The organism is Hydrogenophaga sp. L99, assembly GCF_058731905.1.
Genome location: NZ_CM178972.1, coordinates 2,574,693 through 2,596,739, shown reverse-complemented (window position 1 = coordinate 2,596,739; position 22,047 = coordinate 2,574,693). Strand labels below are relative to the sequence as shown.

The following is a 22,047-nucleotide window of genomic DNA, read 5'->3' as shown; positions in this document are numbered from 1 at the left end:
CATGACCAAAAGCGGACTCAAAGTAGGCTTCATCGGCCTGGGCATCATGGGCACGCCCATGGCGCTGAACCTCATCAACGCCGGGCACCAGCTGTATGTGAGCAGCCGCAGCAAAGTGCCCGAGGCGTTTGCCGAACAGGGCGCCACCATCTGCACCAACGCCACCGAAGTGGCCAAGCGCGCCGACATCATCATCACCATGGTGCCCGACACGCCCCATGTGGAAGACGTGCTGTTCGGCGAGAACGGTGTGGCCAAAGGGCTCAAGGATTCGGCGCCCGGCGCTGGCGACCGGGTGGGCAAAGTGGTGGTGGACATGAGCTCCATCAGCCCGATGGCGACCAAGCAATTTGCGCAGCAGATCAACGCGCTCGGCTGCGACTACCTGGACGCGCCGGTCAGCGGCGGCGAGGTGGGGGCCAAGGCCGGCAGCCTGACCATCATGGTCGGTGGACCGGAGGCGGCCTTCGAGCGGGTGAAGCCGCTGTTTGAAGCCATGGGCAAAAACATCACATTGGTGGGTGGCAACGGCGACGGTCAGACCACCAAAGTGGCTAACCAGATCATCGTGGCGCTCAACATCGAGGCTGTGGCCGAAGCCCTGCTGTTTGCCAGCAAAGCCGGCGCCGACCCAGCCAAGGTGCGCCAGGCGCTCATGGGTGGTTTTGCCGCCAGCCGCATTCTGGAAGTGCATGGCGAGCGCATGGTCAAGCGCACCTTCAACCCGGGCTTTCGCATCGAGCTGCACCAGAAGGACCTGAACCTCGCGCTGCAAGGCGCGAAAGAGCTGGGCGTGAGCCTGCCCAACACGGCGAGCGCCGCGCAACTGATGCAGAGCTGCGCCGCGCACGGCATGGGCGGGCTCGACCACTCCGCGCTGTGCCGGTCGCTGGAGTTGATGGCCAACCACCAAATCGCGGAATAGACACCCCCCGCCGCGCTTTGCGCGACCCCCCCCCAGGGGGCAACACCAGCGGCCCGGCACAGCCGGTTCCGCTGTGTTCTGGAACGAAGGCACTTCATGCCGATGGTTCGCTAGACTGCCGCCATGACCGACACCACCGATCCCACCCTAGCCAACCCCCGCGCCCTGCTGCGCCACCTGTACGACGTGGCCGTGCAGCGCGCGCTGCCGCTGCACAACACCGCCGCGCACCTGCCCAGCCCGCCCAAGGGCCGCACCCTGGTGCTCGGCGCCGGCAAGGCCGGCGGAGCGATGGCGCAGGCGGTGGAGGCGCTGTGGCCTGCCGATGCGCCGCTCTCGGGCTTGGTCGTCACGCGCTACCACCACACGCCCCCGCGCCCGGCGGGCCTGGCCGAGCGGATCGAGGTGGTGGAGGCTGCGCACCCTGTGCCCGACGCCGCCGGGCTGGCAGCGGCACAGCGCATCTTGCAGCTGACCGAGGGACTGACGAAAGACGACCTCGTGCTTTGCCTCATTTCGGGCGGCGGCTCGTCCTTGCTGACCATGCCCTGCGACGGCCTCACGCTCGAAGACAAGCAGCGCATCAACCGCCAGCTGCTGCACAGCGGCGCCCACATTGGCGAGATGAACACCGTGCGCAAGCACCTCTCGGCCATCAAGGGCGGGCGCCTGGCCGCGGCCTGCGCGCCGGCGCGCGTGGTCACGCTCACCATCAGCGACGTGCCCGGCGACGACGTGAGCGTGATCGCCAGCGGCCCCACGGTGGCCGACGCGTCCACCTGCGCCGAGGCGCTCGACATCCTGCGGCGCTACGGCATCGACGTGCCGCCCGCCGTGCGCGCGCAGCTGGAGAGCAGCGCGCTGGAGACGCCCAAGCCCGGTGACCCGCGGCTTTCGCGCTGCGAGACGCACCTGATCGCCACGCCCCAACAAAGCCTGGACGCCGCCGCCGACGCCGCCCGCGCGCTCGGCCTCAACGTCTATGTGCTCAGCGACGAAATCGAAGGCGAGTCGCGCGAGGTGGGCAAGGTGCACGCCGCGCTGGCGCGTTCCACCGCGCTCGGCCGCAGCAGTTTTGCCAAGCCCTGCGTCATCCTCAGCGGCGGCGAAACCACTGTCACGGTGCGTCCGCGCGCTGAAGGCCAGAAGAGGGGCCGCGGCGGCCGCGCCGGTGAGTTCTGCCTGGGCCTGGCCCAGGCGCTGGGCGGGCAGGCCGGCGTGTGGGCGCTCGCCGCCGACACGGATGGCATCGACGGCATGGAGGACAACGCCGGCGCGCTGGTTACGCCCGACACCCTGGCCCGCGCCGCCGCGCTGGGTCTGAAGGTCAGCGACCACCTGGCCTGCAACGACGCCTATGGTTATTTCGAGCCACTGGGCGATCTGGTGATCACCGGTCCCACGCACACCAATGTGAACGACTTTCGGGCGGTGCTGGTGGTGTGATGCGCTGTGGCTTTGCGCTGACGGGTTCCTGCGTCAGGACGCGCAAGTGTTTGCGCGGTCGTTGAGGCGACCGCTCAGCGCCGGATGCGCCAGCCCGTCTTGAACACCCACCACACCACACCCAGGCAGGCCAGCATGAAGCCCAGCGTCATGCCCGTGCTGACGGCAATGTGCACGTCGGCCTGGCCATAAAACGCCCAGCGCAGGCCGCTGATGAGGTAGACCACCGGGTTGAACAGCGACACCGTCTGCCACACCGGCGGCAGCATGTTGATGCTGTAAAACGCACCGCCCAGAAAGGTGAGCGGGGTGATCACGAGCAGCGGCACGATCTGCAGTTTCTGAAAGTTGTCGGCCCACAGACCGATGATGAAACCAAACAGGCAGAAGGTGATGGCGGTGAGCACCAGCAGCGCCACCAGCCACACCGGGTGGGCCACGGTGTAAGGCACAAACACACGGGCCGTGAGCAGGATCAGCGTGCCCAGCAGCAGGCTCTTGGTGGCGGCCGCGCCCACATAGCCCAGCAGCACCTCGACCCAGTTCACCGGCGCGCTGAGCAGTTCGTAAATGGTGCCCGACCATTTGGGCATGTAGATGCCGAAGGCGGCGTTGGAAATGCTCTCGGACAGCAGCGACAGCATGAGCAGGCCGGGAATGATGTAAGCGCCGTAGCTCACGCCCCCAATGTCGCCCATGCGCGCGCCGATGGCCGAGCCGAAAACGATGAAATACAGCGAGGTGGTGAGCACCGGCGCGATGATGCTTTGCGCCCAGGTGCGCAGGGCACGGTTCATCTCGAAGCGGTAAATGGCGCGCACGCCGTGCAGGTTGAATGTCATGCGGCCACCTGGATTGAGGCGGACGGGGTTTGCGGGGCATTGACCAGACCGACAAAGATCTCTTCCAGCGAGCTTTCGCTGGAGCGCAGGTCTTTGAAGTGGATGCCCTCGGCGCCCAGCGCGGCCAGCAGTTCAGCGATGCCGGTGTCGTCCTTTTGCACGTCAAAGCTGTAGGTCAGGGTGAGGCCATCAGCCGCGAGCGTGAGTGGCCAGCGCGCCAGCGCGGCGGGCACGACGGCCAGGGGCTGCTGCAGGGTAAGCGCCAGTTGCTTCTGGCCCAGCTGGCGCATGAGCGTGGTTTTTTCTTCCACCACGATCAGCTCGCCCTGGCGAATCACGCCAATGCGGTCGGCCATGTCTTCGGCCTCTTCGATGTAGTGGGTGGTGAGGATGATGGTGGTGCCGGCCGCGCGCAGTGCGCGCACCATGCGCCACATGTCGTGGCGCAACTCCACGTCCACGCCTGCGCTGGGTTCGTCCAGAAACAGAATCTTGGGCTCGTGCGACAGCGCCTTGGCAATCAGCACGCGGCGCTTCATGCCACCCGAGAGCGCCAGAATCTTGCTGTCTTTTTTGTCCCAGAGCGACAGGTCTTTCAAAATCGTCTCGATGTAGGCCGGGTTGGGCGCCTTGCCAAACAGGCCCCGGCTGAAACTCATCGTGGCCCACACGGTTTCAAACGAATCGGTGTGCAGTTCTTGCGGCACCAGGCCGATGATGCTGCGGGCGGCGCGGTAGTCGCGCACGGTGTCAAAGCCGTCGGCGATCACGGTGCCTTGCGTGGCGTTGGTCATGCCGCAGATGACGCTGATCAGCGTGGTTTTGCCGGCACCGTTGGGGCCGAGCAGGGCAAAGATCTCGCCGCGGCGGATGTCAAGGTTGACGTTTTTCAAGGCCTGGAAGCCGCCGGCGTAGGTCTTGCTGACGCCGCGCACGCGGACGATGGCGTCGGCGGTGGCGACCGCGACAGGGGATGGGGTCATGGTGTGCTGGTGGTGGGTGGTCGGCTGCCGCAAGGGTCCAAGTCTTCCGGGACGGTGACGGCAGCCGTCATGGCCCTGCACTTTATACAGGTCCGGGAACGGCCTTGCAGCGCCGGGGGTGAGCGCACGCGCTGGCTCGAAAAACCGGAAGCAGGGAGGCGCGGCAAGGCCGCGGTTTTCCTCGCGACGCCGGGCGCTTCGATCCGGACCTTGTCCGTGCTGCGTCCGGATTCGCCGGCCCGCAGAGACCCGACTATAAAGGCTAGCGAATTCTCGTCGCCCGTCTGTGCGTTGGCGCACGGACGGCGCCGGTCTCGGGCCCCATGATCTCCAATGATCTGCCGCCCTTCCACACCCCCGCCTGCGAGAACGCGCGATGCCGCACTCCGGACGGCACTTTCCCGCTGGCCGGAAGTGATCAGGGTCTGCGATGGGCAGGGCCGCACCCCGCACCGCAACCCGGCGACGATCGCCATCGAGGAGGGTGAGCGTGCTGCCAACCTGAGCCGATTGTCTGGTTGCCTGACTCGGGTGGTCTGATTCAAAAACAACTCTCGTCAAAGGCCTCCCATGTTCAAAAAACCCCTTCTACCCTTTGCGATTCTGGTCCTGAGCCAGGGCGTGTATGCCCAGCAACCGCCGAGTGCCGGCAGCCAGATTCAGCAGATTCCGCCGGCCCCCACGCTGCAAAGAGCCGAGCCCACCATCCGCATCGAGCCCAGCACAGCGCCCGCACCGCCGGCTACCGACGCGGTCAAGATCACCGTCAACAGCCTGCAGGTGACGGGCGCGCGGGCCTATCCCGAAGCCGAGCTGCTGGCATTGACCGGGTTCATGCCCGGCAGCGAACTGACCCTGGCCGACCTGAAGGCCATGGCGCTGAAGATCACCGACCGCTACCGCAGCGATGGCTATTTCGTGGCCCAGGCGTATCTGCCCGCCCAGGAGATCCAGAACGGCGCGGTCACCATTGCCGTGATCGAGGGTCAGTATGGCGCGGTGACCGTGCGCAACCAGAGCACGCTGTCCGATGGGCTGATCCAGAGCCAGCTTGAGGGACTCAACAGCGGCGATCCGATCGTCATCGAGCCGATTGAAAGACGCCTGCTGCTGCTGTCTGACATTCCGGGCGTGAAAGTCAGCTCCACCCTGGCGCCGGGCGCATCCGTCGGGGCTTCCGACCTGATCGTTGACGTGGTGCCCGGTGATCGCATCACGGGCAGCATCGATGCCGACAACGCCGGCAACCGCTACACCGGCGAATACCGCCTGGGCGCCACGGTGAACCTGAACAACCCGGCGGGGCACGGCGACGTGGCCTCGCTGCGCGTGCTGACGACGGGCTCGGGCCTGAACTATGCCCGGGCGTCCTATCAGATGCAGTTCGGCAAGGCGACGGCTGGCGTGGCGTACAGCTGGCTGGGTTACGAGCTGGGCAAGGAATTCAAGTTCGCGCAGGCCACCGGGACGGCCAGGGTGGCGAGCGTGTACGGCAGCTACCCGTTGATCCGTTCGCGCACCACCAATCTGTACGCCGGTCTGGCCTTTGACGCCAAGACGTTCCAGGACAAGCGGCCGCTGAACCTGGACATGCCGGTGGAAGACAAGAAGGCTCAGGTGCTAATGGCCAGCTTGCGCGGCGAACACCGCGACAGCCTGGGCGGCGGCGGGGTGAGCGGCTTTTCGCTGACCTTGTCAACGGGCAACATCGACCTGGAAACGCCCGTCTTGATGCGCGCCGACGCGCTGGCGCAAACCAGCGGTCACTTCAATAAGCTGGGGTTCAGTGCCATGCGGCTGCAAAGCGTGACCGATACCGTTTCGCTCTACGCCGGCATCAACGGCCAGCTGGCCTCGAAAAACCTCGATGTCTCTGAAAAGATGGCGCTGGGCGGCATGTACGGCGTGCGGGCCTATCCGGAAGGCGAAGCCTATGCGGACGAGGGTTATGTGCTGACGCTCGAAGCCCGGATGCGGCTGCCCACCCCCGACCAGTTTCCCGGGCAGCTGCAGCTGATCGGTTTTGTCGATGCCGGCAGCGTGAGCATCAACAAGAACCCCTGGCCGGGTGCCGGGCCGAACAGCAGAGCGCTGAGCGGCGCCGGTGTGGGCTTGAACTGGTCTGAGGACAACAACTATCTGGTGAGGATGTTTTACGCCCGCAAGCTGGGCAACGAAATGGCCACCTCGGCGCCTGACAAGTCGGGGCGGTTCTGGATTCAGGCCGTCAAATATTTCTGAACCCGTCCAGCGCAGGCCGGACCTGCGCTGATGCCGCACAGACGCCGCTTTTTTGAAGAACACGCGAAAGATCACCATGAACCTCATTCACCGCTCCATCTGGAACGACCGGACCGGCACCTTCGTGGCCGTTTCTGAAATGGCCCGCAGCGCCGGCAAAAAAATCTCGTCCTGCACGGCCGGGTCGGGCGCTGGCGGCCGCTTCAGGCTGAGGGTCCTGGCCTTTTCCCTGCTGCTGATCTGCGGAGCCAGTGTCTATGCCCAGCCCACGGGCGGCGTGGTGACGGCTGGCAGCGCCACCATCGGTGGCACACTCGGCAACATGACGATCACCCAGACCTCGTCCAACGTGGCGATCAACTGGCAGAGCTTCGACATCCAGTCCGGGCAATCGGTTCAGTTCGTGCAGCCGGGCAGCAGCTCGGTGGCGCTGAACCGGGTCATCGGATCGGATCCCTCGAACATTCTGGGCAGCCTGTCGTCCAACGGCAAGGTGTTCCTGGTCAACCCCAACGGCATCCTGTTCGGGGTGGGTGCATCGGTCAACGTGGGTGGCCTGCTGGCGTCCACGATGGCCATCTCCGATGCCAACTTCATGGCCAACAACTACACCTTCTCCGGTGCGGGCGCGGGTTCGGTGGTGAACCAGGGTTTGATCAACGCAGCCGACGGCGGCTATGTTGCCCTGCTGGGTGCGAATGTCAGCAACCAGGGTGTGATTGCCGCCCGGCTCGGCACGGTCGCTCTGGCGGCCGGCAACGCGGTCACGCTGGACATGGCGGGCGACAAGCTGCTCACCATCACGGTGGACCAGGGTGCGGTGAACGCGCTGGTGGACAACGGCGGCATGATCCAGGCCGACGGTGGCCACGTGCTGATGACCACGCAGGCGGCGGGCAGCCTGCTGGCGAATGCCGTCAACAACACCGGCATCGTCCAGGCGCAGACGATCCAGAACGTCAAGGGCACCATCATGCTGATGGGCGGCATGGAAACCGGTGTCGTCAACGTGGGTGGTACCCTGGATGCGTCGGCGCCCGCAGGTGGCAACGGCGGCTTCATCGAAACGTCCGCGGCGCATGTGAAGATCGCCAGCGACGCCAACATCACCACGGTCGCCCCTGCGGGGACGACGGGCAATTGGTTGATCGATCCGGTTGATTTCAATATTCAAGCCATCGGCGGTGACATTACCGGCGTGGCACTTACTGCCTTGCTGGTCAATAACAACGTCACCATCAGCACCATGGTCACTGGAGCGAACACGGGCACGGCATTTTTTGCTGATCCCGGCCAGGGCGATATCAACGTCAATGACGCGATCGGCACGGGAGCTTCATGGACCGCCGCGGGCACTCCGACAACGCTGACCTTGATGGCAGCTAACGATGTGAACATCAACAGCGCAATCACAGCGACCAACGGCAATCTTTTCGTGTGTTGCGGCCAGGATGTGAACGTGAGAGCGGCCATCACGACGACCAATGGCAGCGTCTCGTTGAATGCCGGACGGGACGTCACCTTGTTTGACGGCTCGGCCATGACAACGACCAACGGCAACATCCAAATTTGCGCGGGTCGCGATGTCAGGGTGAATTCGAAAATCACCTTGACCAATAGTGGCAGCATTCCCGGACAAAGCCTGGGCCTGCCACTCGGCCTGACCCTGATTGCCGGGGCGAATGGCTCTGGCCCTGGGGTTGCCAGCGGCAGTGTCTACCTCCCGGGCCCTGCGGATCCTCTCAGGCCCAGCGTGACAAGGTCGGAGGCGCCGCCCACCGACATCGCCATTTATTACCACCCAACGTCGTACGCCACGCCAACCGCCTATACGAACAACTTCATCCTGGTAGGAGCTGTGAACCTGACGCAACACATGCTGGTCTACCCGGAGGTGACGGACAAGACGTTCGACGGCACCACGACGGCCACCCTGTTGGGATTCAAGAGCACGGCGGTCTCGGGTCCCGTCCCGGACACTCTGACGCTGGTTGCAGGGTCAGGTGCCACCGCCACTTTTGATACCGCGGCCGTAGGAACCGACAAGACCGTCTCCTTCAGCGGCTACAGCCTGGGCGGTGTTGGCGCAGACCAATTCGCCTTTGCCGTTCCTTGTTGTGGTCCTGCTGTATCCACAACGACCGGGAGCATCATCGCGGCGACTGTGATTCCTCCGGTCACGCCTCCCGTGACTCCACCGGTGGTGCCGCCTCCGGTCGTGGTGGCTCCGGTGGTACCTCCGGTGGTGGCGTCACCGATAGCGCCGCCCCAGGACCTCGAGCCGTGGCCTCCCGTGTGGACGCCGTCCACACCACCCGCCGTCGACCGTCCCGACTACGTTCTCACGGTGCTTTCGCCAGCGCCCTTGCCGCCTGCGATGCTGGTCGTGGTCGCACCTCCTCCTCCCCCACCCCCGCCGGTCTTCGTGCCTGTTGTGGTGCCTGTCGAAACGCCGCCCGAGGTGTACCAGCCGCCCGTGCGCAAGCCCAGGCAGGAACGCAACTGAAAACGGCGGTTGTGGGAAAACCTGTGACAGAACGGCGCTCATGATCCACGAAATTCTCCTGGGCTTGCTGGCCGCTGGACTGATCAGCACCCAGGCGCACGCATCGAACGATGCTGCGCACGGGCCTGGCACCGGATCGGGGTCAGCCTTGTCGGTGCGGTCCGCTGAAGGCCATGCTGTCGCGGCGGTCACGCCAACGCCCTCCGCAGCGGTGGGGAAGAGCTCAAGACGCGCCCACTTTGCGCAGGCCAAAGCCTCCACAGAAGCCCGGCATGTGGCCCACTGGGTGGTGGATTCGGGCGACAACCGCAACAAGCCATTTGTCATCGTGGACAAGCGGGAGGCCAAGGTCTTCGTGTTCGATGCCCAGGGGAAGCTGAGTGGCGCGTCTTCCGCGCTGCTCGGACTGGCCATTGGCGATCACTCGGTTCCCGGCATTGGAACCAAAAAGATGTCCACCATTCGCCCGGAGGAACGCACCACGCCGGCAGGCCGTTTTGTGGCGAACCTGGACAAAAACATGAAGGGCGATGAAATGCTCTGGGTGGACTACGACACGGCCATCTCCATGCACCGTGTGGCCACAGGCAATCCCAGGGAACGCCGCCTCGAAAGGCTGGCCAGTCCGTCACCGGCCGAGCGCCGGATTTCCTATGGATGCATCAACCTTCCCGTCAAGTTCTACGACACGGTGCTGAGCCCGGCCTTTACTGGAACGGACGGCATTGTGTATGTGCTGCCCGAAACCCGCACGGCCCGTGAAGTTTTCGGGTCTTACGACGTTGAGGAGCCGGCCAGCCTGCAGGCCGAGCGTTAGGCCCCGCCGGCAACCGCTCGACTACCGCGCAGTCGGTGGCCTGCAGAGTGGCCCGGCCCCGCACCCGCTGCGGGCTCCACGCGCGCCCGCCTGGTTTGCGGTGGGCCGGGTGGGGTGGTCTTTTCAGGGTGTTGGCGCTAAAAACTGGATGTCCATCCAGTGGTTTCCTGCCAGCGCCCCGCCATACCGAAATCCTCATTCCCCTGCACGCCATCAAGGGCCGCGGCATCGCCCACCGCCAGCCGCACCGCTTCGAGCGCGATCCGCGGGCGGCGTTCGACGATGGCTGGGGCACGCTGGACGATGCGGCCGTCGCGGGCGAAGCAACCGCTGCGCCGGCCACGCAGGTCACGTTCGAAGACGCCCGCAACGCCATCACCCGAAACGACTCGCCCGACATCGGCTTCTCCCTCGGCCTCAACCCCTACCGCGGCTGCGAACACGGCTGCATTTACTGCTACGCCCGGCCCACGCACAGCTACCTGAACCTCTCGCCGGGGCTGGATTTTGAAACGAAGATCATCGCCAAGCGCAACATCTTCGCCGTGTTGCGCAGCGATGTCTTCGGCCTCTTCGATGTAGTGGGTGGTGAGGATGATGGTGGTGCCGGCCGCGCGCAGTGCGCGCACCATGCGCCACATGTCGTGGCGCAACTCCACGTCCACGCCTGCGCTGGGTTCGTCCAGAAACAGAATCTTGGGCTCGTGCGACAGCGCCTTGGCAATCAGCACGCGGCGCTTCATGCCACCCGAGAGCGCCAGAATCTTGCTGTCTTTTTTGTCCCAGAGCGACAGGTCTTTCAAAATCGTCTCGATGTAGGCCGGGTTGGGCGCCTTGCCAAACAGGCCCCGGCTGAAACTCATCGTGGCCCACACGGTTTCAAACGAATCGGTGTGCAGTTCTTGCGGCACCAGGCCGATGATGCTGCGGGCGGCGCGGTAGTCGCGCACGGTGTCAAAGCCGTCGGCGATCACGGTGCCTTGCGTGGCGTTGGTCATGCCGCAGATGACGCTGATGAGCGTGGTTTTGCCGGCACCGTTGGGGCCGAGCAGAGCAAAAATTTCGCCGCGGCGGATGTCAAGGTTGACGTTTTTCAAGGCCTGGAAGCCGCCGGCGTAGGTCTTGCTGACGCCGCGCACGCTCACGATGGCGTCGGGCGGATTGTCTTCGGCGGGGGAGAATGCGGGAGATGAAAGCACGCCCACATTGTCCGCCTGTGGGGCCCAACCCCGTGGCGGCACGGCCATCTGCGCTCGGGCGCAGCAGCCGCCAGGCTCAGGGTGCCCCGGTGTCGCTGTGGCCCGCGTGCTCGGCCTTGGCCTGCGCCAGCATGCGTCCAAGCATGCCGATGAGTTGGGTCTGTTCATCGGCTGACAGGCAGCGCATCAGCGTCTGGTTGCGTTGTTCCATCAGCGCCATCAGCTTGCGCCACACCGGTTTGCCTTTGGGTGCCAGCGCCAGAATGACGCTGCGGGCGTCCACCAGGTTGTGGGTCTTGATGACCAGCCCTTTGTCCACCAGCGACTGGGCCGCCCGGCTGGCCTGGCCTTTGTCCAGGTTGGCCTCAAAAGCCAGCTGGTTCACGGTGATCTGAGGAAAGGAGCCAATGGACGCCAGCGCCCGGGACTCCGACAGCGTCAGCCCGCCGTGGTGGAGGTAGAGGCTGTGGCTGGCCAGGTCGTTGAGCTTGCTCAACGTGTTCAGCCGGTAGGTGACATACCGCTCCAGCTTGGGCGGTGTGTCGGGCGGGGTGGGGCGCATGATCGGCCTTGCGTGTGGGGTAGGTGGGTAGCTTCCAGCCCCAGTTTAATTGATTGTTGTTGCAACTATAAATGGTTTTATGGTTGTTTTCTATCATATAAATATAGTTGTGTTCGCAACTAGGTGGGCCTAGAATCCAACGTCGAACACACGGTATGCCCCCTGTGCGATGTCCTCCAGGAGCCCCCTCATGCACCAGCCCACCACCGAGCCACGCCCATCCATCTACTACACCTACCAAGTATTTCAGCCCTGGTTGCCTTCGGCGCATCCGCCACAAAGCCGCCACCCGGTGGTCATTGCCGGCGCGGGGCCTGCGGGCATGGTGACCGCACTGGAGCTGGCGCGCCACGGTGTGCGCAGCGTGGTGCTGACACCCGAGCTGCAGTTTTCGCAAGGCAGCCGAGCCATTTGTTTCACCCGCCGGTCCATGGAAATCTTGCAGCAGGTGGGCGTGGCCGACCGCATGACCGAGGGCGGCTTGCCCTGGCGCTTTGGCAACTCGTATTACCGCGGCCAGCGCGTGTTTCGCATGGAAGCACCGCACGACGCCGACGACCGCTTCTTCCCCATCATCAACGTGCAGCAGCAGTTCATGGAGGAGTACCTGTTTGATGCCTGCGCGGCCCATCCGCTGATCGACTTTCGTTGGGGCAACAAGGTGACCCAGGTGACGCAGGGCGACGCCTGCGCCGAAGTGCGGGTGGACACGCCCGAGGGCGAATACACATTGGAGACCGACTGGCTGGTGGCTGCAGACGGTGGCCGCTCACCCATACGCACCGCCATGAACCTGCAGATGGAAGGCGCTTCGTACGAGGGTTCGTTTGTGATTGCCGACATCAAAGTGGACCTGCCCCTGCCCACCGAGCGCCTGGCGTTTTTTGACCCCGAGTGGAATCCCGGCAACACCATCCTCATGCACCGCGAGCCCCATGGCATCTGGCGGGTGGACTACCAGTTGCCCGCCGGCGAAACGCCGGAAGAGGCGCTCAAACCCGAGTCGCTCAGGGCCCGCATTGACGCGCAGCTGAAAATGATTGGCCACGAAGGCGTGCCGTGGGAAATGGACTGGTGTTCGGTGTATTCCGCCCGCACGCTCACGCTGCCCGACTATGTGCACGGCAGCGTCATCTTCACCGGCGACGCGGCCCACCTGCTGCCCATTTTTGGCGTGCGCGGTGCCAACACCGCGTTTCAGGACGCACAGTCGCTGGGCTGGCATCTGGCCTATGTGGTCAAGGGCCTGGCGGGCCCGCAGCTGCTGGCCAACCACAGCACCGAGCGCGTGGGCGCCGCCCGCGAAATCATTGAAGAAGCCGGCAAAAGCGTGCGCTTCATGACGCCGCCCGCCGGTGGCTTTGCGTTGCTGCGCAACGCCGTGCTGTCGCTCTCGCTGCAACACGCTTTTGTGCGCCCGCTCTACCACTGGCGCACCTCGCGCCCGCACGAGTACACCCACTCCCGGCTCAACAGCGCCGGCGACGACAACACCTTGTTCACCGAAGGCCCGGCCCACGGCGCACCGCCGCGCAACATCTGCCTGGCCGCCAACGACTACCTGCTGGACCACCTGGGCGGCGGTTTTGACCTGCTCTATTTCACCGACGGCGACGCGATACCCACCGCACTGCAAGCCGTGGTGGCCCAGGCCCGCGCCCGCGGCGTGGTGCTGCGCGTGACCGCGGTGGGGGCCAGCGCGCCGGTGGCCGGGGCCGACCAGACCCTGGCCGACGCCAGCGGCCACTTTCGCCAGCGCTACGGTGTGCGCGCCCATGGCGCCGCTTACCTGCTGCGCCCCGACCAGCATGTGTGCGCCCGCTGGCTCACGCTGGACGCCACCCGCCTGCAAGCCGCCCTGCACAACGCCCTGCCCCAGTGAAAGGAATACACGCCATGAACACCCACACCGCAGCCGTACCCAGCCTGCCCATCGAGGGGCTGGAAGCCGTATACGACACCCTGGCCCAGGCCATCGACCAGGCTGGTGTCGAAAAAACCAGCCTGTTTCTGGTCAAACTGGCCCTGCTCAATGCCAACGCACTGGCCGACGCGGCGCTTTTCCAGCAACATGTGCAGTCTGCTTTGCAAGACCTGTGAAGCGCCAACGCAACCCCAACCCATGAGCACACTGAACGAAACCCACCACCCGGCGCTGCGCAGCTGGGTGCCATCGGCCAACACCGCCGGCACCGACTTTCCCCTGCAAAACCTGCCCTTCGCCAGCTTTCGGCGGCTGGGCTCTGGCGAAGCCTTTCGCGGCGGCGTGGCCATTGGTGACCAGGTGCTGGACCTGACCGCTGTGGCCCAAACCGGCGTGTTCGCTGGCCTGGCGCTTGCTGCCGTGCAGGCAGGTGCGCAAGACAAGCTCAATGCGCTGATGGCGCTGGGCGCCCCGGCCTGGAGCGCGCTGCGCCTGGCGCTCTCGCGCGCGCTGCGCGAAGGCGCGCCCGAGCAGGCCGCCCTGCAAGCCTGCCTGGTGCCGCAGGCCAGCGCCGAATACGGCGTGCCCGCCCGCATTGGCGACTACACCGACTTCTACACCTCGGTCCACCACGCCACCAATATCGGCAAGCAGTTCCGCCCCGACAACCCGCTGCTGCCCAACTACAAATGGGTGCCCATCGGCTACCACGGCCGCGCGTCCAGCATCGGCGTGTCGGGCCAGCAGTTTCACCGCCCCAAGGGCCAAACGCTGCCGCCCGGCGCCACGGTGCCCAGCTTGGTGCCCAGCCAGCGGCTGGACATTGAACTGGAGCTTGGCATTTTTGTCGGCAGCGGCAACCCGCTGGGCGAGCCCGTGGCCATGGCCGAGGCCGAAGACCATGTGTTTGGGCTGTGCCTGCTCAACGACTGGTCGGCGCGCGACATCCAGGCCTGGGAATACCAGCCGCTGGGGCCGTTTTTGTCCAAAAACTTCGCCACCACCGTGTCGCCCTGGGTGGTCACGCTTGAAGCCCTGGCACCGTACCGCGTGGCGTTTGACCGCCCGGCCGACGATCCCCAGCCGTTGCCCTATCTGGACAGTGCCACCAACCGCAGCCAGGGCGCGTTTGACATCCAGCTGCAGGTGGGCCTGCAAACGCCGCAGATGCGCGAAGCCGGTCAGCCCGATGCCACCATTTGCCGCACCAGCTACCGCCACGCTTACTGGACCGTGGCGCAAATGGTGACGCACCACACCGTGAACGGCTGCAACCTGCAGCCCGGCGACCTGTTCGGCAGCGGCACGCTGTCAGGCCCCACGCTGGACCAGGCCGGTGCGCTCATCGAGCTGACCACCGGCGGCAAACACCCGCTGACCCTGCCCAACGGCGAGGCGCGCACCTGGCTGCAAGACGGCGATGCGGTGGTGATTCGCGGCTGGTGCGAAAAAGCCGGTGCGGCGCGCATTGGCTTTGGCGAGTGCGTGGGCACGGTGCTGCCGGTGCGCGGCTGAGAGGCCGCGCGGCCCTGGCTCAGCCGCAGGGTCGGCGGTTGGTTCAGCAAAGGTGGTGCCGAATGTCCGGCTCCTTCCCCCGCTGGGGGCGGGTTGGGGTGTGGGCTCCCTTGCGCGAATCTGTTTAACCGGAAACCGGTTGGCTCGGGTGGGGTGCCTCGTCCAGCCAAGCCAGCGCGTCCACCCGCCAGTGGTGCAGCGCCTCATAAAAGCCTTCCCACACGCAGCCGTTGCAGCCCCGCCCGCAGCAGGTGCTGGGCTCGGGCGGCGGGGGGCGCATAGCGGTGTCCAGGCAACCGCCCCGGCGCTCGGCCATGTCGCGCAGATGGGCGATGAGGGCGCGTGCGGTGGGCCAGTCGTCCAGGGTCAACAGACCCGGTTCGTATCGGGTGAAACGCGGCTGCTCTTTGCCTTCAAACACACCGCGCTCGGCAAACATGGCCGCCGGACGCACCCACAAGCCAAAACCGCCGTACAGCGCGCGGTACAGCGTCATACCTTGCAGCGTTTCACTGCAGCGCACGGTGTCCACCACCGAATACCAACCGCCTTTGTAATGGCGGTACAGCCCCGGGGGTGTGGCGTTGAGCGGAGGCAGGTCGTGGTCGGTGGGAGCGTTCATTGGGGGCGCTGGGCTTTTGGGCGGTTCCCGAGTGTGCCAAAAAGCGAGGTGAAAAAAGTGGGTCAGAGGGTGGGGTGGGGCAGGTCAGGCACTGGCACGGTGCTGGCGGGGTGCTGCCCTTCGCGCCACGCCGCCAGCCACGCTGGCAGCATGACCGACGGGTCTTCGCCCAGGCCTCGCACCACGCAGCCGCCCGCTGCGCCGGCTGCGGCCACCGCATGCAGTTGCGCGGGTTCCAGAATGCCGCCGATGCCCACCACCGGCGCAGGCGCCATGTGCGCCCACCAGGCCAGGTTGTCCAGACCCTGCGGCTGCCACGGCATGTCCTTCGTGGTGGTGGGCCACACGGGGCCGCAGGCGATCAGGTCCGGCGCCAGCGCGGCGGCGCGGCACAGTTCCCACAGGCTGTGGGAACTCAGGCCGAGCATCACACCTTGCGCGCGCGCGGCTTGAAGCTGCGCTCGGTCTTCCGGGGTGAGGGCGAGCAGGTCTTCCTGTCCCAGGTGCAGGGCACGGGCGCCGGCTCGCAGCGCCAGCTGCCAGTGGTCGTTGACGACCAGCAGCACACCGGCCGCATGCGCCGCCTGCTGGCTGCGGGCCATCGCGTCGTGGAGCTGGGTGTGCCACGCGCCATCGGGCAGGCCCGCCGGGCGCTTCATGCGCAGCTGGATGGTGTTGACCGTGGGCTGCGCACGCAGCACCGCTTCGACCCGTTCGGCGCTGTCGACGATGGCGTACACACCGGGGTTGCGCCCGCGTGGTCGGGTCTGCCAGGCGACGGGCACGCCCTCGTCCAGCGAGAGCTGCGGCAGCAGGCTGGGCTCCAGGGCAAAGCCGCTGCGGGCGATGACCGGCCCCACCCCGCGCCCCACCGCGCGCGCGTGGCGCAGCGCAAAGGTGGCCGCCATCTTTGCCAGCACGGCCGCATCGGCCAGCACCCAGCCCAGCGCCAGCGCGGCGGCCAGGGCCGACGCAAAGGTGCAGCCGGTGCCGTGGTTGTGCGGCGTGGTCTCGCGCGGCAGGCTGAGCCAGCCTTGGGCTTGCGGTGTGTCCAGCCAATCGAGCGACAGGCTGGCGTGGTGGCTGAGCCGGGCCGCGTCGCCGCCAGTGATCACCACCGCCTCGCAGCCCAGCGCGCGCAGCGCCCGGGCCTGGGCGGGAATGCCCTCGGGCGCCGCGCTGCCCAGCAAGGTCACGGCCTCGCTCTGGTTGGGCGTGATCACGGAGGCGCGGGGCAGCAGCAGATCGCGGTAGGCGGCGCGCAGCTCGGCGCTGGCGAGCGCGGCGCCGGTGCTGGCGCGCAGCACCGGGTCCACCACCAGGGCCAGCGGGCCTTGCTGGCGCAGTCGGTCCACGAAGCGAGCGAGCACGCGCACGTTGTCAGCGCTGCCCAGCAGCCCGGTTTTGATGACGCGCGGTGGCATGTCGGTGGCCAGCGTGTCGAGCTGCGCCTGCAACACCGCTGGTGGCGTGGCCTCGATGTGGGTGACTTCGGTGGTGCTCTGCGCGGTGATGCCAGCCACCACGGTGCAGCAGTGCACCCCCAGCGCGTCGGCCGCGCGCTGGTCGGCCGCCAGGCCGGCGCCGCCGCCGCTGTCGGTGCCGGCGATGCTCCAGATGATGGGGGGATGAGTCGTTTGCATGGTGGGTGGGATGGCGCTGGAACGTCAGGAAATCAAAAAAGGATGGCCACTGACCGGCGTGCTCGCCACCGCCATGTCTTGCGGCGCCATCACGCCGGCCTCGTAGGCCACGCGGCCCGCTTCGATGGCCAGGCTGAAGGCCCCAGCCATGCGGATCGGGTCCACGGCCTGGCTCACGGCGGAGTTCAGCAACACCGCGTCGAAGCCCAGCTCCATGGCGGCGGCGGCGTGGGACGGTGCGCCGATGCCGGCGTCCACCACCAGTGGCACACCCGGCAGCCGCGCGCGCAGGGTGCGCAGCGCAAACGGGTTGATGAGTCCCTGGCCCGAGCCAATGGGTGCGCCCCAGGGCATGAGCACTTCGCAGCCCGCGTCCAGCAGGCGCTGGCAGGTGACGAGGTCGTCGGTGCAATAGGGGAATACGGCGAAGCCGTCTTTGACCAGTTGGGCCGCCGCCTCCACCGTGCCCCAGGGATCGGGCTGCAGGGTGTGCTCGTCGCCCACGACTTCGAGTTTGATCCAGTGCGTGGCGAACAGCTCCCGCGCCATGTGCGCCAGCGTGATCGCTTCGCGCGCGGTGCGGCAGCCGGCCGTGTTGGGCAGCAGGCGCACGCCGCTCTCCAGGATGCCGCGCACAAATCCGTTGTCGCCTGCGGCTGCCAGCGTTCGTTTGAGGCCGACCGTGACGACCTGCGTTCCCGAGGCGGTGATGGCTTCGCGCAGCACCTGGGGAGAAGGGTAGCCTGCGCTGCCCAGGAAGAAGCGGCTGTGCAACACGGTGCCGAAGACCTTCAGTGGCGTCATGAATCTGCTCCCGGTGAACGGTCGTGGCTTATCGCTGTTGCACCGGCACGTGGTCGCGCGCGTGCTGGGCCCGGTTGTTTTCGTCGACGAAGACCAGTTGCGGCTTGTGGGTGGCAACCTGATCCTCGTGCACCTGCGCGAAGGCGGCAATGATGATCAGGTCACCGACCGATGCGCGGCGTGCCGCGGAGCCGTTGACCGAGATCATGCCGGTGCCGCGCTCACCCTTGATTGCATAGGTGATGAAGCGTTCTCCATTGTTGATGTTCCAGATGTGGATCTGTTCGTTCTCGGTGATGTTGGCTGCGTCCAGCAGGTTTTCGTCGATGGCGCATGAGCCTTCGTAGTGCAACTCGCACTGGGTCACCGCAACGCGGTGGATTTTGGACTTGAGCAGGGTGCGGAACATGGGTGGTGTCGAGAAGGGGTTGGGAAGATCAGCCGCCCACAATGGCCTGAAACGTCAGCACAGTGTCGTGGGGCTGTAAGGGCGTAGCTGCGCGAAGCTCGCGCGGCACGAACATGCCGTTGACGGCGGTGGCAATTTTGTCTGATTCCATGCCTTGTGCCTCCAGCAGGTCGGCCAGCGTCAGGCCGTGGGGGCAGGGCAGGGTGCGATCGTTCAGGCGCAGCGCAGGGAGGGTGGCCGTTGGTGGGGGCGTTTCAGGCAAGGGTTGTCTCCGTGTGGGGGCGGTGCAGTCCGGACCGGGCGAGCGCGTCCTGCACCAGCGCGGGTGCCAGAAGCCAGCCGTGCCGGAACAGTCCATTGATGCGCAGCAAGCCCGGTTCGGCATGGGTGTGCGGTTCATTGTCTGGCAGGGCAGGCCGCAGATTGGCTTCCATGTGCACGATGCGCGCCTCGGCCAGTTCGGGCAGCGCGCTCTGGGCGGCGGCCATCAGCTCCACGGCGCTGCGCAGGCTCACGGGCGAGCGGTCCTCGCTCTCCAACTCGCTGGCACCCACCACGAACAGGTCGCCCGGACGCGGCACGATGTAGACGCGGTGGCGAGGGTGCAGCAGGCGAACCGGCCGCTGCAATGTCACACCGGGCGCGTGTAGCCAGATGACTTCGCCGCGCACGCCACGCACGGCCATTTCTCCGCCGAATGCCAGCGCGGAACCGGCTTCGCCGGGCCGCTGCTGGCGCCCCCTTGAGGGGGTGACGCCGCAGGCGGCGCGGGGGTGAACCGAATTCACTCCCCGCACGTCAATGGCCAGGTCAAAGCGCACCGGCCCCTCACCCGCCACGTGCAACACACCCGGCTCCACCCGTTCCACGCGCTCGCCCCAGCACCAGTGCACCGTCGGCGCGTGCACGGCCAGCGCGTGGAGCATGTCGCGCGGCATCACCTGCGCCTCGCCGGGCAGCAGCCAGGCGTGCAGACCCGGCGCCAGCGCAGGCTCCAGCGCAGCGAGCGCCGCATGGTCCAGCGGCTGGGGCGCGGGCAGATCAGCGGCCAGCGTGGGCGCGGTGCCCAGCCTGGCCAGCACGCGGCGCGCCGCACCCAGGTCGGATCCGTGCGCCAGCAGCAGGCTGCCGTGTTGGGCGACCAGCGGTGTGCTGCAGCCGTCGGCGCGCAGCGCTTCGGCCACCCCGCGCCACAGGGCCAGCGAACGCCAGCCCAGCTGCGCAATCTGTGGGCCGGCGTTGTCCAGCTCGGCGATGGGGCTGAGCATGCCGGCGGCGGTGAAGCCGGCCGCAAACGGTGCGCCGCCCACCAACTGACTGGTTGGCGGAGCCTCTGGCCCCGAAGCCGGGTCGAACACCGTGACATCGTGCCCCGCGCGGGACAGCTGCCACGCGAGCAGGCGGCCGAGCACACCCGCGCCGGCGATGCCGATGCGTGCCATGGTTTAGACCTTGGTCGAGAGGGATGACGCCGGTACGTAGAACGCGCCGCCCACGGCCTTGAATTCCGCGCTCTTCTGCGCCATGCCCTCGGCCAGCGCCTGCTCGTCGCTCACGCCCTTGGCGGCGGCGTAGTCGCGCACGTCCTGCGTGATCTTCATGCTGCAGAACTTCGGCCCGCACATCGAGCAGAAGTGCGCTTCTTTCGACGAGTCCTTGGGCAGGGTTTCGTCGTGGTAGTTCTCGGCGGTCTGCGGGTCCAGGCCGAGGGCGAACTGATCGCGCCAGCGGAATTCGAAGCGCGCTTTGCTCATGGCGTCGTCGCGCGCCCGGGCACCGGGGTGGCCCTTGGCGATGTCGGCCGCGTGGGCCGCGATCTTGTAGGCAATGATCCCCTGCTTCACGTCGTCGCGGTCGGGCAGGCCCAGGTGTTCCTTGGGCGTCACGTAGCAGAGCATGGAGGTGCCCATCCAGCCGATCATGGCCGCGCCCACGGCCGAGGCGATGTGGTCGTAGCCCGGCGCGATGTCGATGGTCAGCGGGCCCAGGGTGTAGAACGGCGCTTCGTGGCAGTGCTTCAGCTGCTCGTCCATGTTGGCCTGGATCAGGTGCATCGGCACGTGGCCAGGGCCTTCGATCATGGTCTGCACGTCGTGCTTCCAGGCCACCTGCGTGAGCTCGCCCAGCGTCTTCAGTTCGGCGAACTGGGCTTCGTCGTTCGCGTCCGCTCCGCTGCCGGGGCGCAGGCCGTCGCCGAGCGAGAAGCTCACGTCGTAGGCCTTCATGATCTCGCAGATTTCTTCGAAGTGCGTGTAGAGGAAGTTCTCTTTGTGGTGCGTGATGCACCACTTGGCCAGGATCGAACCGCCGCGCGAGACGATGCCGGTGCGGCGCTGCGCCGTGAGGTGGATGTAGGCCAGCCGCACGCCAGCGTGGATGGTGAAGTAGTCCACGCCCTGTTCGGCCTGCTCGATCAGGGTGTCGCGGTAGATCGCCCACGTCAGGTCTTCGGCCACCCCGCCCACTTTTTCCAGCGCCTGGTAGATCGGCACCGTGCCGATGGGCACCGGGCTGTTGCGCACGATCCAGTCGCGCGTGGTGTGGATGTTTTTGCCGGTGGACAGGTCCATCACGTTGTCGGCGCCCCAGCGGGTCGCCCACACCAGCTTGTCCACTTCTTCCTCGATGCTGGAGGTCACGGCCGAGTTGCCGATGTTGGCGTTGATCTTCACGCCGAAGTTGCGCCCGATGGCCATGGGCTCGACCTCGGGGTGGTTGATGTTGGCCGGGATGATGGCGCGGCCGCGCGCCACCTCGTCGCGCACGAACTCGGGCGTGAACACGTCGGGGATGCGCGCGCCCATGGGGTTGCCGCGCAGGCGCGCTTCACGCGCCGGATCGCCCAGGTACTCGCGCATCCATTCGCGCTTGCCGTTCTCGCGAAGCGCCACGTACTCCATCTCGGGCGTGACGATGCCTTGGCGGGCGTAGTGCATCTGCGAGACGTTCATGCCGCTCTTGGCGCGGCGCGGCGTGCGCTGCAGACCGGCGGCCTCGGCGCGCAGGGCCTCGATGCGTTCGATGGTGGTGCCGTTCTGCGCGGCCTCGTTCTTGATGCCGTCGTCCAGCGCGGCGCGCTGGCGGCCCTCGTAGGTTTCGGTGTCGCTGCGGGCCGCGATCCAGGCGCCGCGCACATCGGCCAGGCCGGTGCGCACGTCGATGGCAGCGGCCGGGTCGCTGTAGGGGCCGGAGGTGTCGTACACCGTGATCCGCTCGCCGTTGGACAGCAGGATCTCGCGCATGGGCACCTGGATGCTCTGATTCGAGCCAGGCACGTAGACCTTGCGCGAAGCGGGGAAGGGCTCGCGGCTGAGGGCGAACTGGTCGGCGAAGGGGATTTTGTCGGGGGCGTTCATGGCGGTCTCCTGTTGGGGCTGTAGATGCTCCGGAGACCGCCCTTCAAAACATGCACCCGGGTCCACTGGTGGTGTGGACGGACCCGTCGCGACACGCGCCACGGGTGGGGGATGCAGGCCCTGGGGGCTGCGCTCTTCTTTCGCTGGTACTAGCCAGATCAAGTTCACGGGTTTGGTTGTTCAACCATCTCAGCGCTGGGCCTTTCGGCCCGTGCACCCCGGAGCAGGGCGAAGTATAGCGGCCTGCCGGGCA

Annotated in this window: 18 protein-coding genes, 3 pseudogenes and 1 riboswitch; of the genes and pseudogenes, 9 read left to right on the top strand and 12 right to left on the bottom strand. The window is 66.5% G+C overall.

Features of this window, described 5'->3' with window-relative positions; all coding sequences use genetic code 11:
* The first annotated feature begins 1 nt into the window (after position 1).
* Both glxR and AC4QBL_RS12340 read left to right on the top strand, forming a co-directional pair.
* Positions 2-925 carry a 2-hydroxy-3-oxopropionate reductase gene (gene glxR, locus AC4QBL_RS12345; protein ID WP_492131590.1) on the top strand — a complete coding sequence of 308 codons (924 nt, stop codon included), beginning with the start codon at positions 2-4 and terminating at the stop codon, positions 923-925.
* A 123-nt stretch (positions 926-1,048) separates the two neighbouring features.
* Positions 1,049-2,371 carry a glycerate kinase type-2 family protein gene (locus AC4QBL_RS12340; RefSeq protein ID WP_472901126.1) on the top strand — a complete coding sequence of 441 codons (1,323 nt, stop codon included), beginning with the start codon at positions 1,049-1,051 and terminating at the stop codon, positions 2,369-2,371.
* Positions 2,372-2,445: 74 nt separating this feature from the next.
* Here AC4QBL_RS12340 and AC4QBL_RS12335 read toward each other — a convergent pair whose 3' ends face one another.
* Positions 2,446-3,213: an ABC transporter permease gene (locus AC4QBL_RS12335; RefSeq protein ID WP_472901125.1), complete on the bottom strand. Its 768-nt coding sequence runs from the start codon at positions 3,211-3,213 to the stop codon at positions 2,446-2,448.
* A complete protein-coding gene (locus AC4QBL_RS12330) occupies positions 3,210-4,196 on the bottom strand; it encodes an ABC transporter ATP-binding protein (protein WP_492131589.1) in 987 nt (328 codons plus the stop codon). The genes AC4QBL_RS12335 and AC4QBL_RS12330 overlap by 4 nt, the downstream gene beginning before the upstream one ends.
* 570 nt (positions 4,197-4,766) lie before the next feature.
* On the opposite strand from AC4QBL_RS12330, the gene AC4QBL_RS12325 reads away from it, so the two are divergent.
* The 4 genes and pseudogenes from AC4QBL_RS12325 to AC4QBL_RS12310 form a co-directional block, all read left to right on the top strand.
* The gene (locus tag AC4QBL_RS12325) at positions 4,767-6,437 is read left to right on the top strand and encodes a ShlB/FhaC/HecB family hemolysin secretion/activation protein (protein WP_304835585.1); all 1,671 of its coding nucleotides are present in this window, start codon (positions 4,767-4,769) and stop codon (positions 6,435-6,437) included.
* Positions 6,438-6,513: 76 nt separating this feature from the next.
* Positions 6,514-8,943: a two-partner secretion domain-containing protein gene (locus tag AC4QBL_RS12320; RefSeq protein WP_472901123.1), complete on the top strand. Its 2,430-nt coding sequence runs from the start codon at positions 6,514-6,516 to the stop codon at positions 8,941-8,943.
* A gap of 40 nt (positions 8,944-8,983) precedes the next feature.
* Positions 8,984-9,760 (top strand): hypothetical protein, encoded by a 777-nt coding sequence (locus AC4QBL_RS12315; RefSeq protein ID WP_304835582.1) that lies wholly within the window; start codon positions 8,984-8,986, stop codon positions 9,758-9,760.
* 167 nt (positions 9,761-9,927) lie between these two features.
* Positions 9,928-10,323 (top strand): annotated as a pseudogene (locus AC4QBL_RS12310) (PA0069 family radical SAM protein); the annotation flags it as partial.
* On the opposite strand, the pseudogene AC4QBL_RS12305 reads toward AC4QBL_RS12310, so the two are convergent.
* Together AC4QBL_RS12305 and AC4QBL_RS12300 are read right to left on the bottom strand one after the other, a co-directional pair.
* Positions 10,320-10,899 (bottom strand): annotated as a pseudogene (locus tag AC4QBL_RS12305) (ABC transporter ATP-binding protein); the annotation flags it as partial. The pseudogenes AC4QBL_RS12310 and AC4QBL_RS12305 sit on opposite strands and share 4 nt — an antisense overlap.
* Before the next feature lie 136 nt (positions 10,900-11,035).
* On the bottom strand, positions 11,036-11,521 hold the full coding sequence (locus AC4QBL_RS12300; RefSeq protein ID WP_304837903.1) for a MarR family winged helix-turn-helix transcriptional regulator: 486 nt from the start codon (positions 11,519-11,521) through the stop codon (positions 11,036-11,038).
* A 190-nt stretch (positions 11,522-11,711) separates the two neighbouring features.
* Here AC4QBL_RS12300 and AC4QBL_RS12295 point away from each other — a divergent pair, with 190 nt between their 5' ends.
* From AC4QBL_RS12295 to fahA, 3 genes are read left to right on the top strand one after another with little or no spacing between them, the layout of a single operon-like run.
* Complete coding sequence (locus tag AC4QBL_RS12295) at positions 11,712-13,403, top strand: FAD-dependent monooxygenase (protein WP_472907798.1); 1,692 nt, start codon at positions 11,712-11,714, stop codon at positions 13,401-13,403.
* Positions 13,404-13,417: 14 nt separating this feature from the next.
* The gene (locus tag AC4QBL_RS12290) at positions 13,418-13,621 is read left to right on the top strand and encodes a DUF2783 domain-containing protein (RefSeq protein WP_472907797.1); all 204 of its coding nucleotides are present in this window, start codon (positions 13,418-13,420) and stop codon (positions 13,619-13,621) included.
* Between the two features lie 22 nt (positions 13,622-13,643).
* The gene (gene fahA / locus AC4QBL_RS12285; RefSeq protein ID WP_472907796.1) at positions 13,644-14,960 is read left to right on the top strand and encodes a fumarylacetoacetase; all 1,317 of its coding nucleotides are present in this window, start codon (positions 13,644-13,646) and stop codon (positions 14,958-14,960) included.
* A gap of 124 nt (positions 14,961-15,084) precedes the next feature.
* Here fahA and AC4QBL_RS12280 read toward each other — a convergent pair whose 3' ends face one another.
* The 8 genes and pseudogenes from AC4QBL_RS12280 to thiC all read right to left on the bottom strand — a co-directional run bounded on the left by AC4QBL_RS12280 (position 15,085) and on the right by thiC (position 21,794).
* Complete coding sequence (locus AC4QBL_RS12280; protein WP_492131661.1) at positions 15,085-15,240, bottom strand: oxidoreductase-like domain-containing protein; 156 nt, start codon at positions 15,238-15,240, stop codon at positions 15,085-15,087.
* 105 nt (positions 15,241-15,345) lie between these two features.
* A pseudogene (locus AC4QBL_RS12275) lies at positions 15,346-15,582 on the bottom strand (DUF1653 domain-containing protein); the annotation flags it as partial.
* Between the two features lie 62 nt (positions 15,583-15,644).
* Entirely contained in the window at positions 15,645-17,225 is a 1,581-nt protein-coding gene (thiD, locus tag AC4QBL_RS12270) for a bifunctional hydroxymethylpyrimidine kinase/phosphomethylpyrimidine kinase (protein WP_472907795.1), read from the bottom strand.
* 24 nt (positions 17,226-17,249) lie between these two features.
* Positions 17,250-18,029, bottom strand: coding sequence for a thiazole synthase (locus tag AC4QBL_RS12265; protein WP_472907794.1), 780 nt, complete (start codon positions 18,027-18,029; stop codon positions 17,250-17,252).
* A 28-nt stretch (positions 18,030-18,057) separates the two neighbouring features.
* Positions 18,058-18,438, bottom strand: coding sequence for an aspartate 1-decarboxylase (panD, locus tag AC4QBL_RS12260; protein WP_472907793.1), 381 nt, complete (start codon positions 18,436-18,438; stop codon positions 18,058-18,060).
* A gap of 28 nt (positions 18,439-18,466) precedes the next feature.
* Positions 18,467-18,700: a sulfur carrier protein ThiS gene (thiS, locus tag AC4QBL_RS12255; protein ID WP_472907792.1), complete on the bottom strand. Its 234-nt coding sequence runs from the start codon at positions 18,698-18,700 to the stop codon at positions 18,467-18,469.
* Positions 18,693-19,880 carry an FAD-dependent oxidoreductase gene (locus AC4QBL_RS12250; protein WP_472907791.1) on the bottom strand — a complete coding sequence of 396 codons (1,188 nt, stop codon included), beginning with the start codon at positions 19,878-19,880 and terminating at the stop codon, positions 18,693-18,695. The genes thiS and AC4QBL_RS12250 overlap by 8 nt, the downstream gene beginning before the upstream one ends.
* 3 nt (positions 19,881-19,883) lie before the next feature.
* Positions 19,884-21,794: a phosphomethylpyrimidine synthase ThiC gene (thiC, locus tag AC4QBL_RS12245; RefSeq protein ID WP_472907790.1), complete on the bottom strand. Its 1,911-nt coding sequence runs from the start codon at positions 21,792-21,794 to the stop codon at positions 19,884-19,886.
* A 118-nt stretch (positions 21,795-21,912) separates the two neighbouring features.
* A riboswitch (TPP riboswitch) is annotated at positions 21,913-22,025 on the bottom strand.
* Between the last annotated feature and the right edge of the window lie 22 nt (positions 22,026-22,047).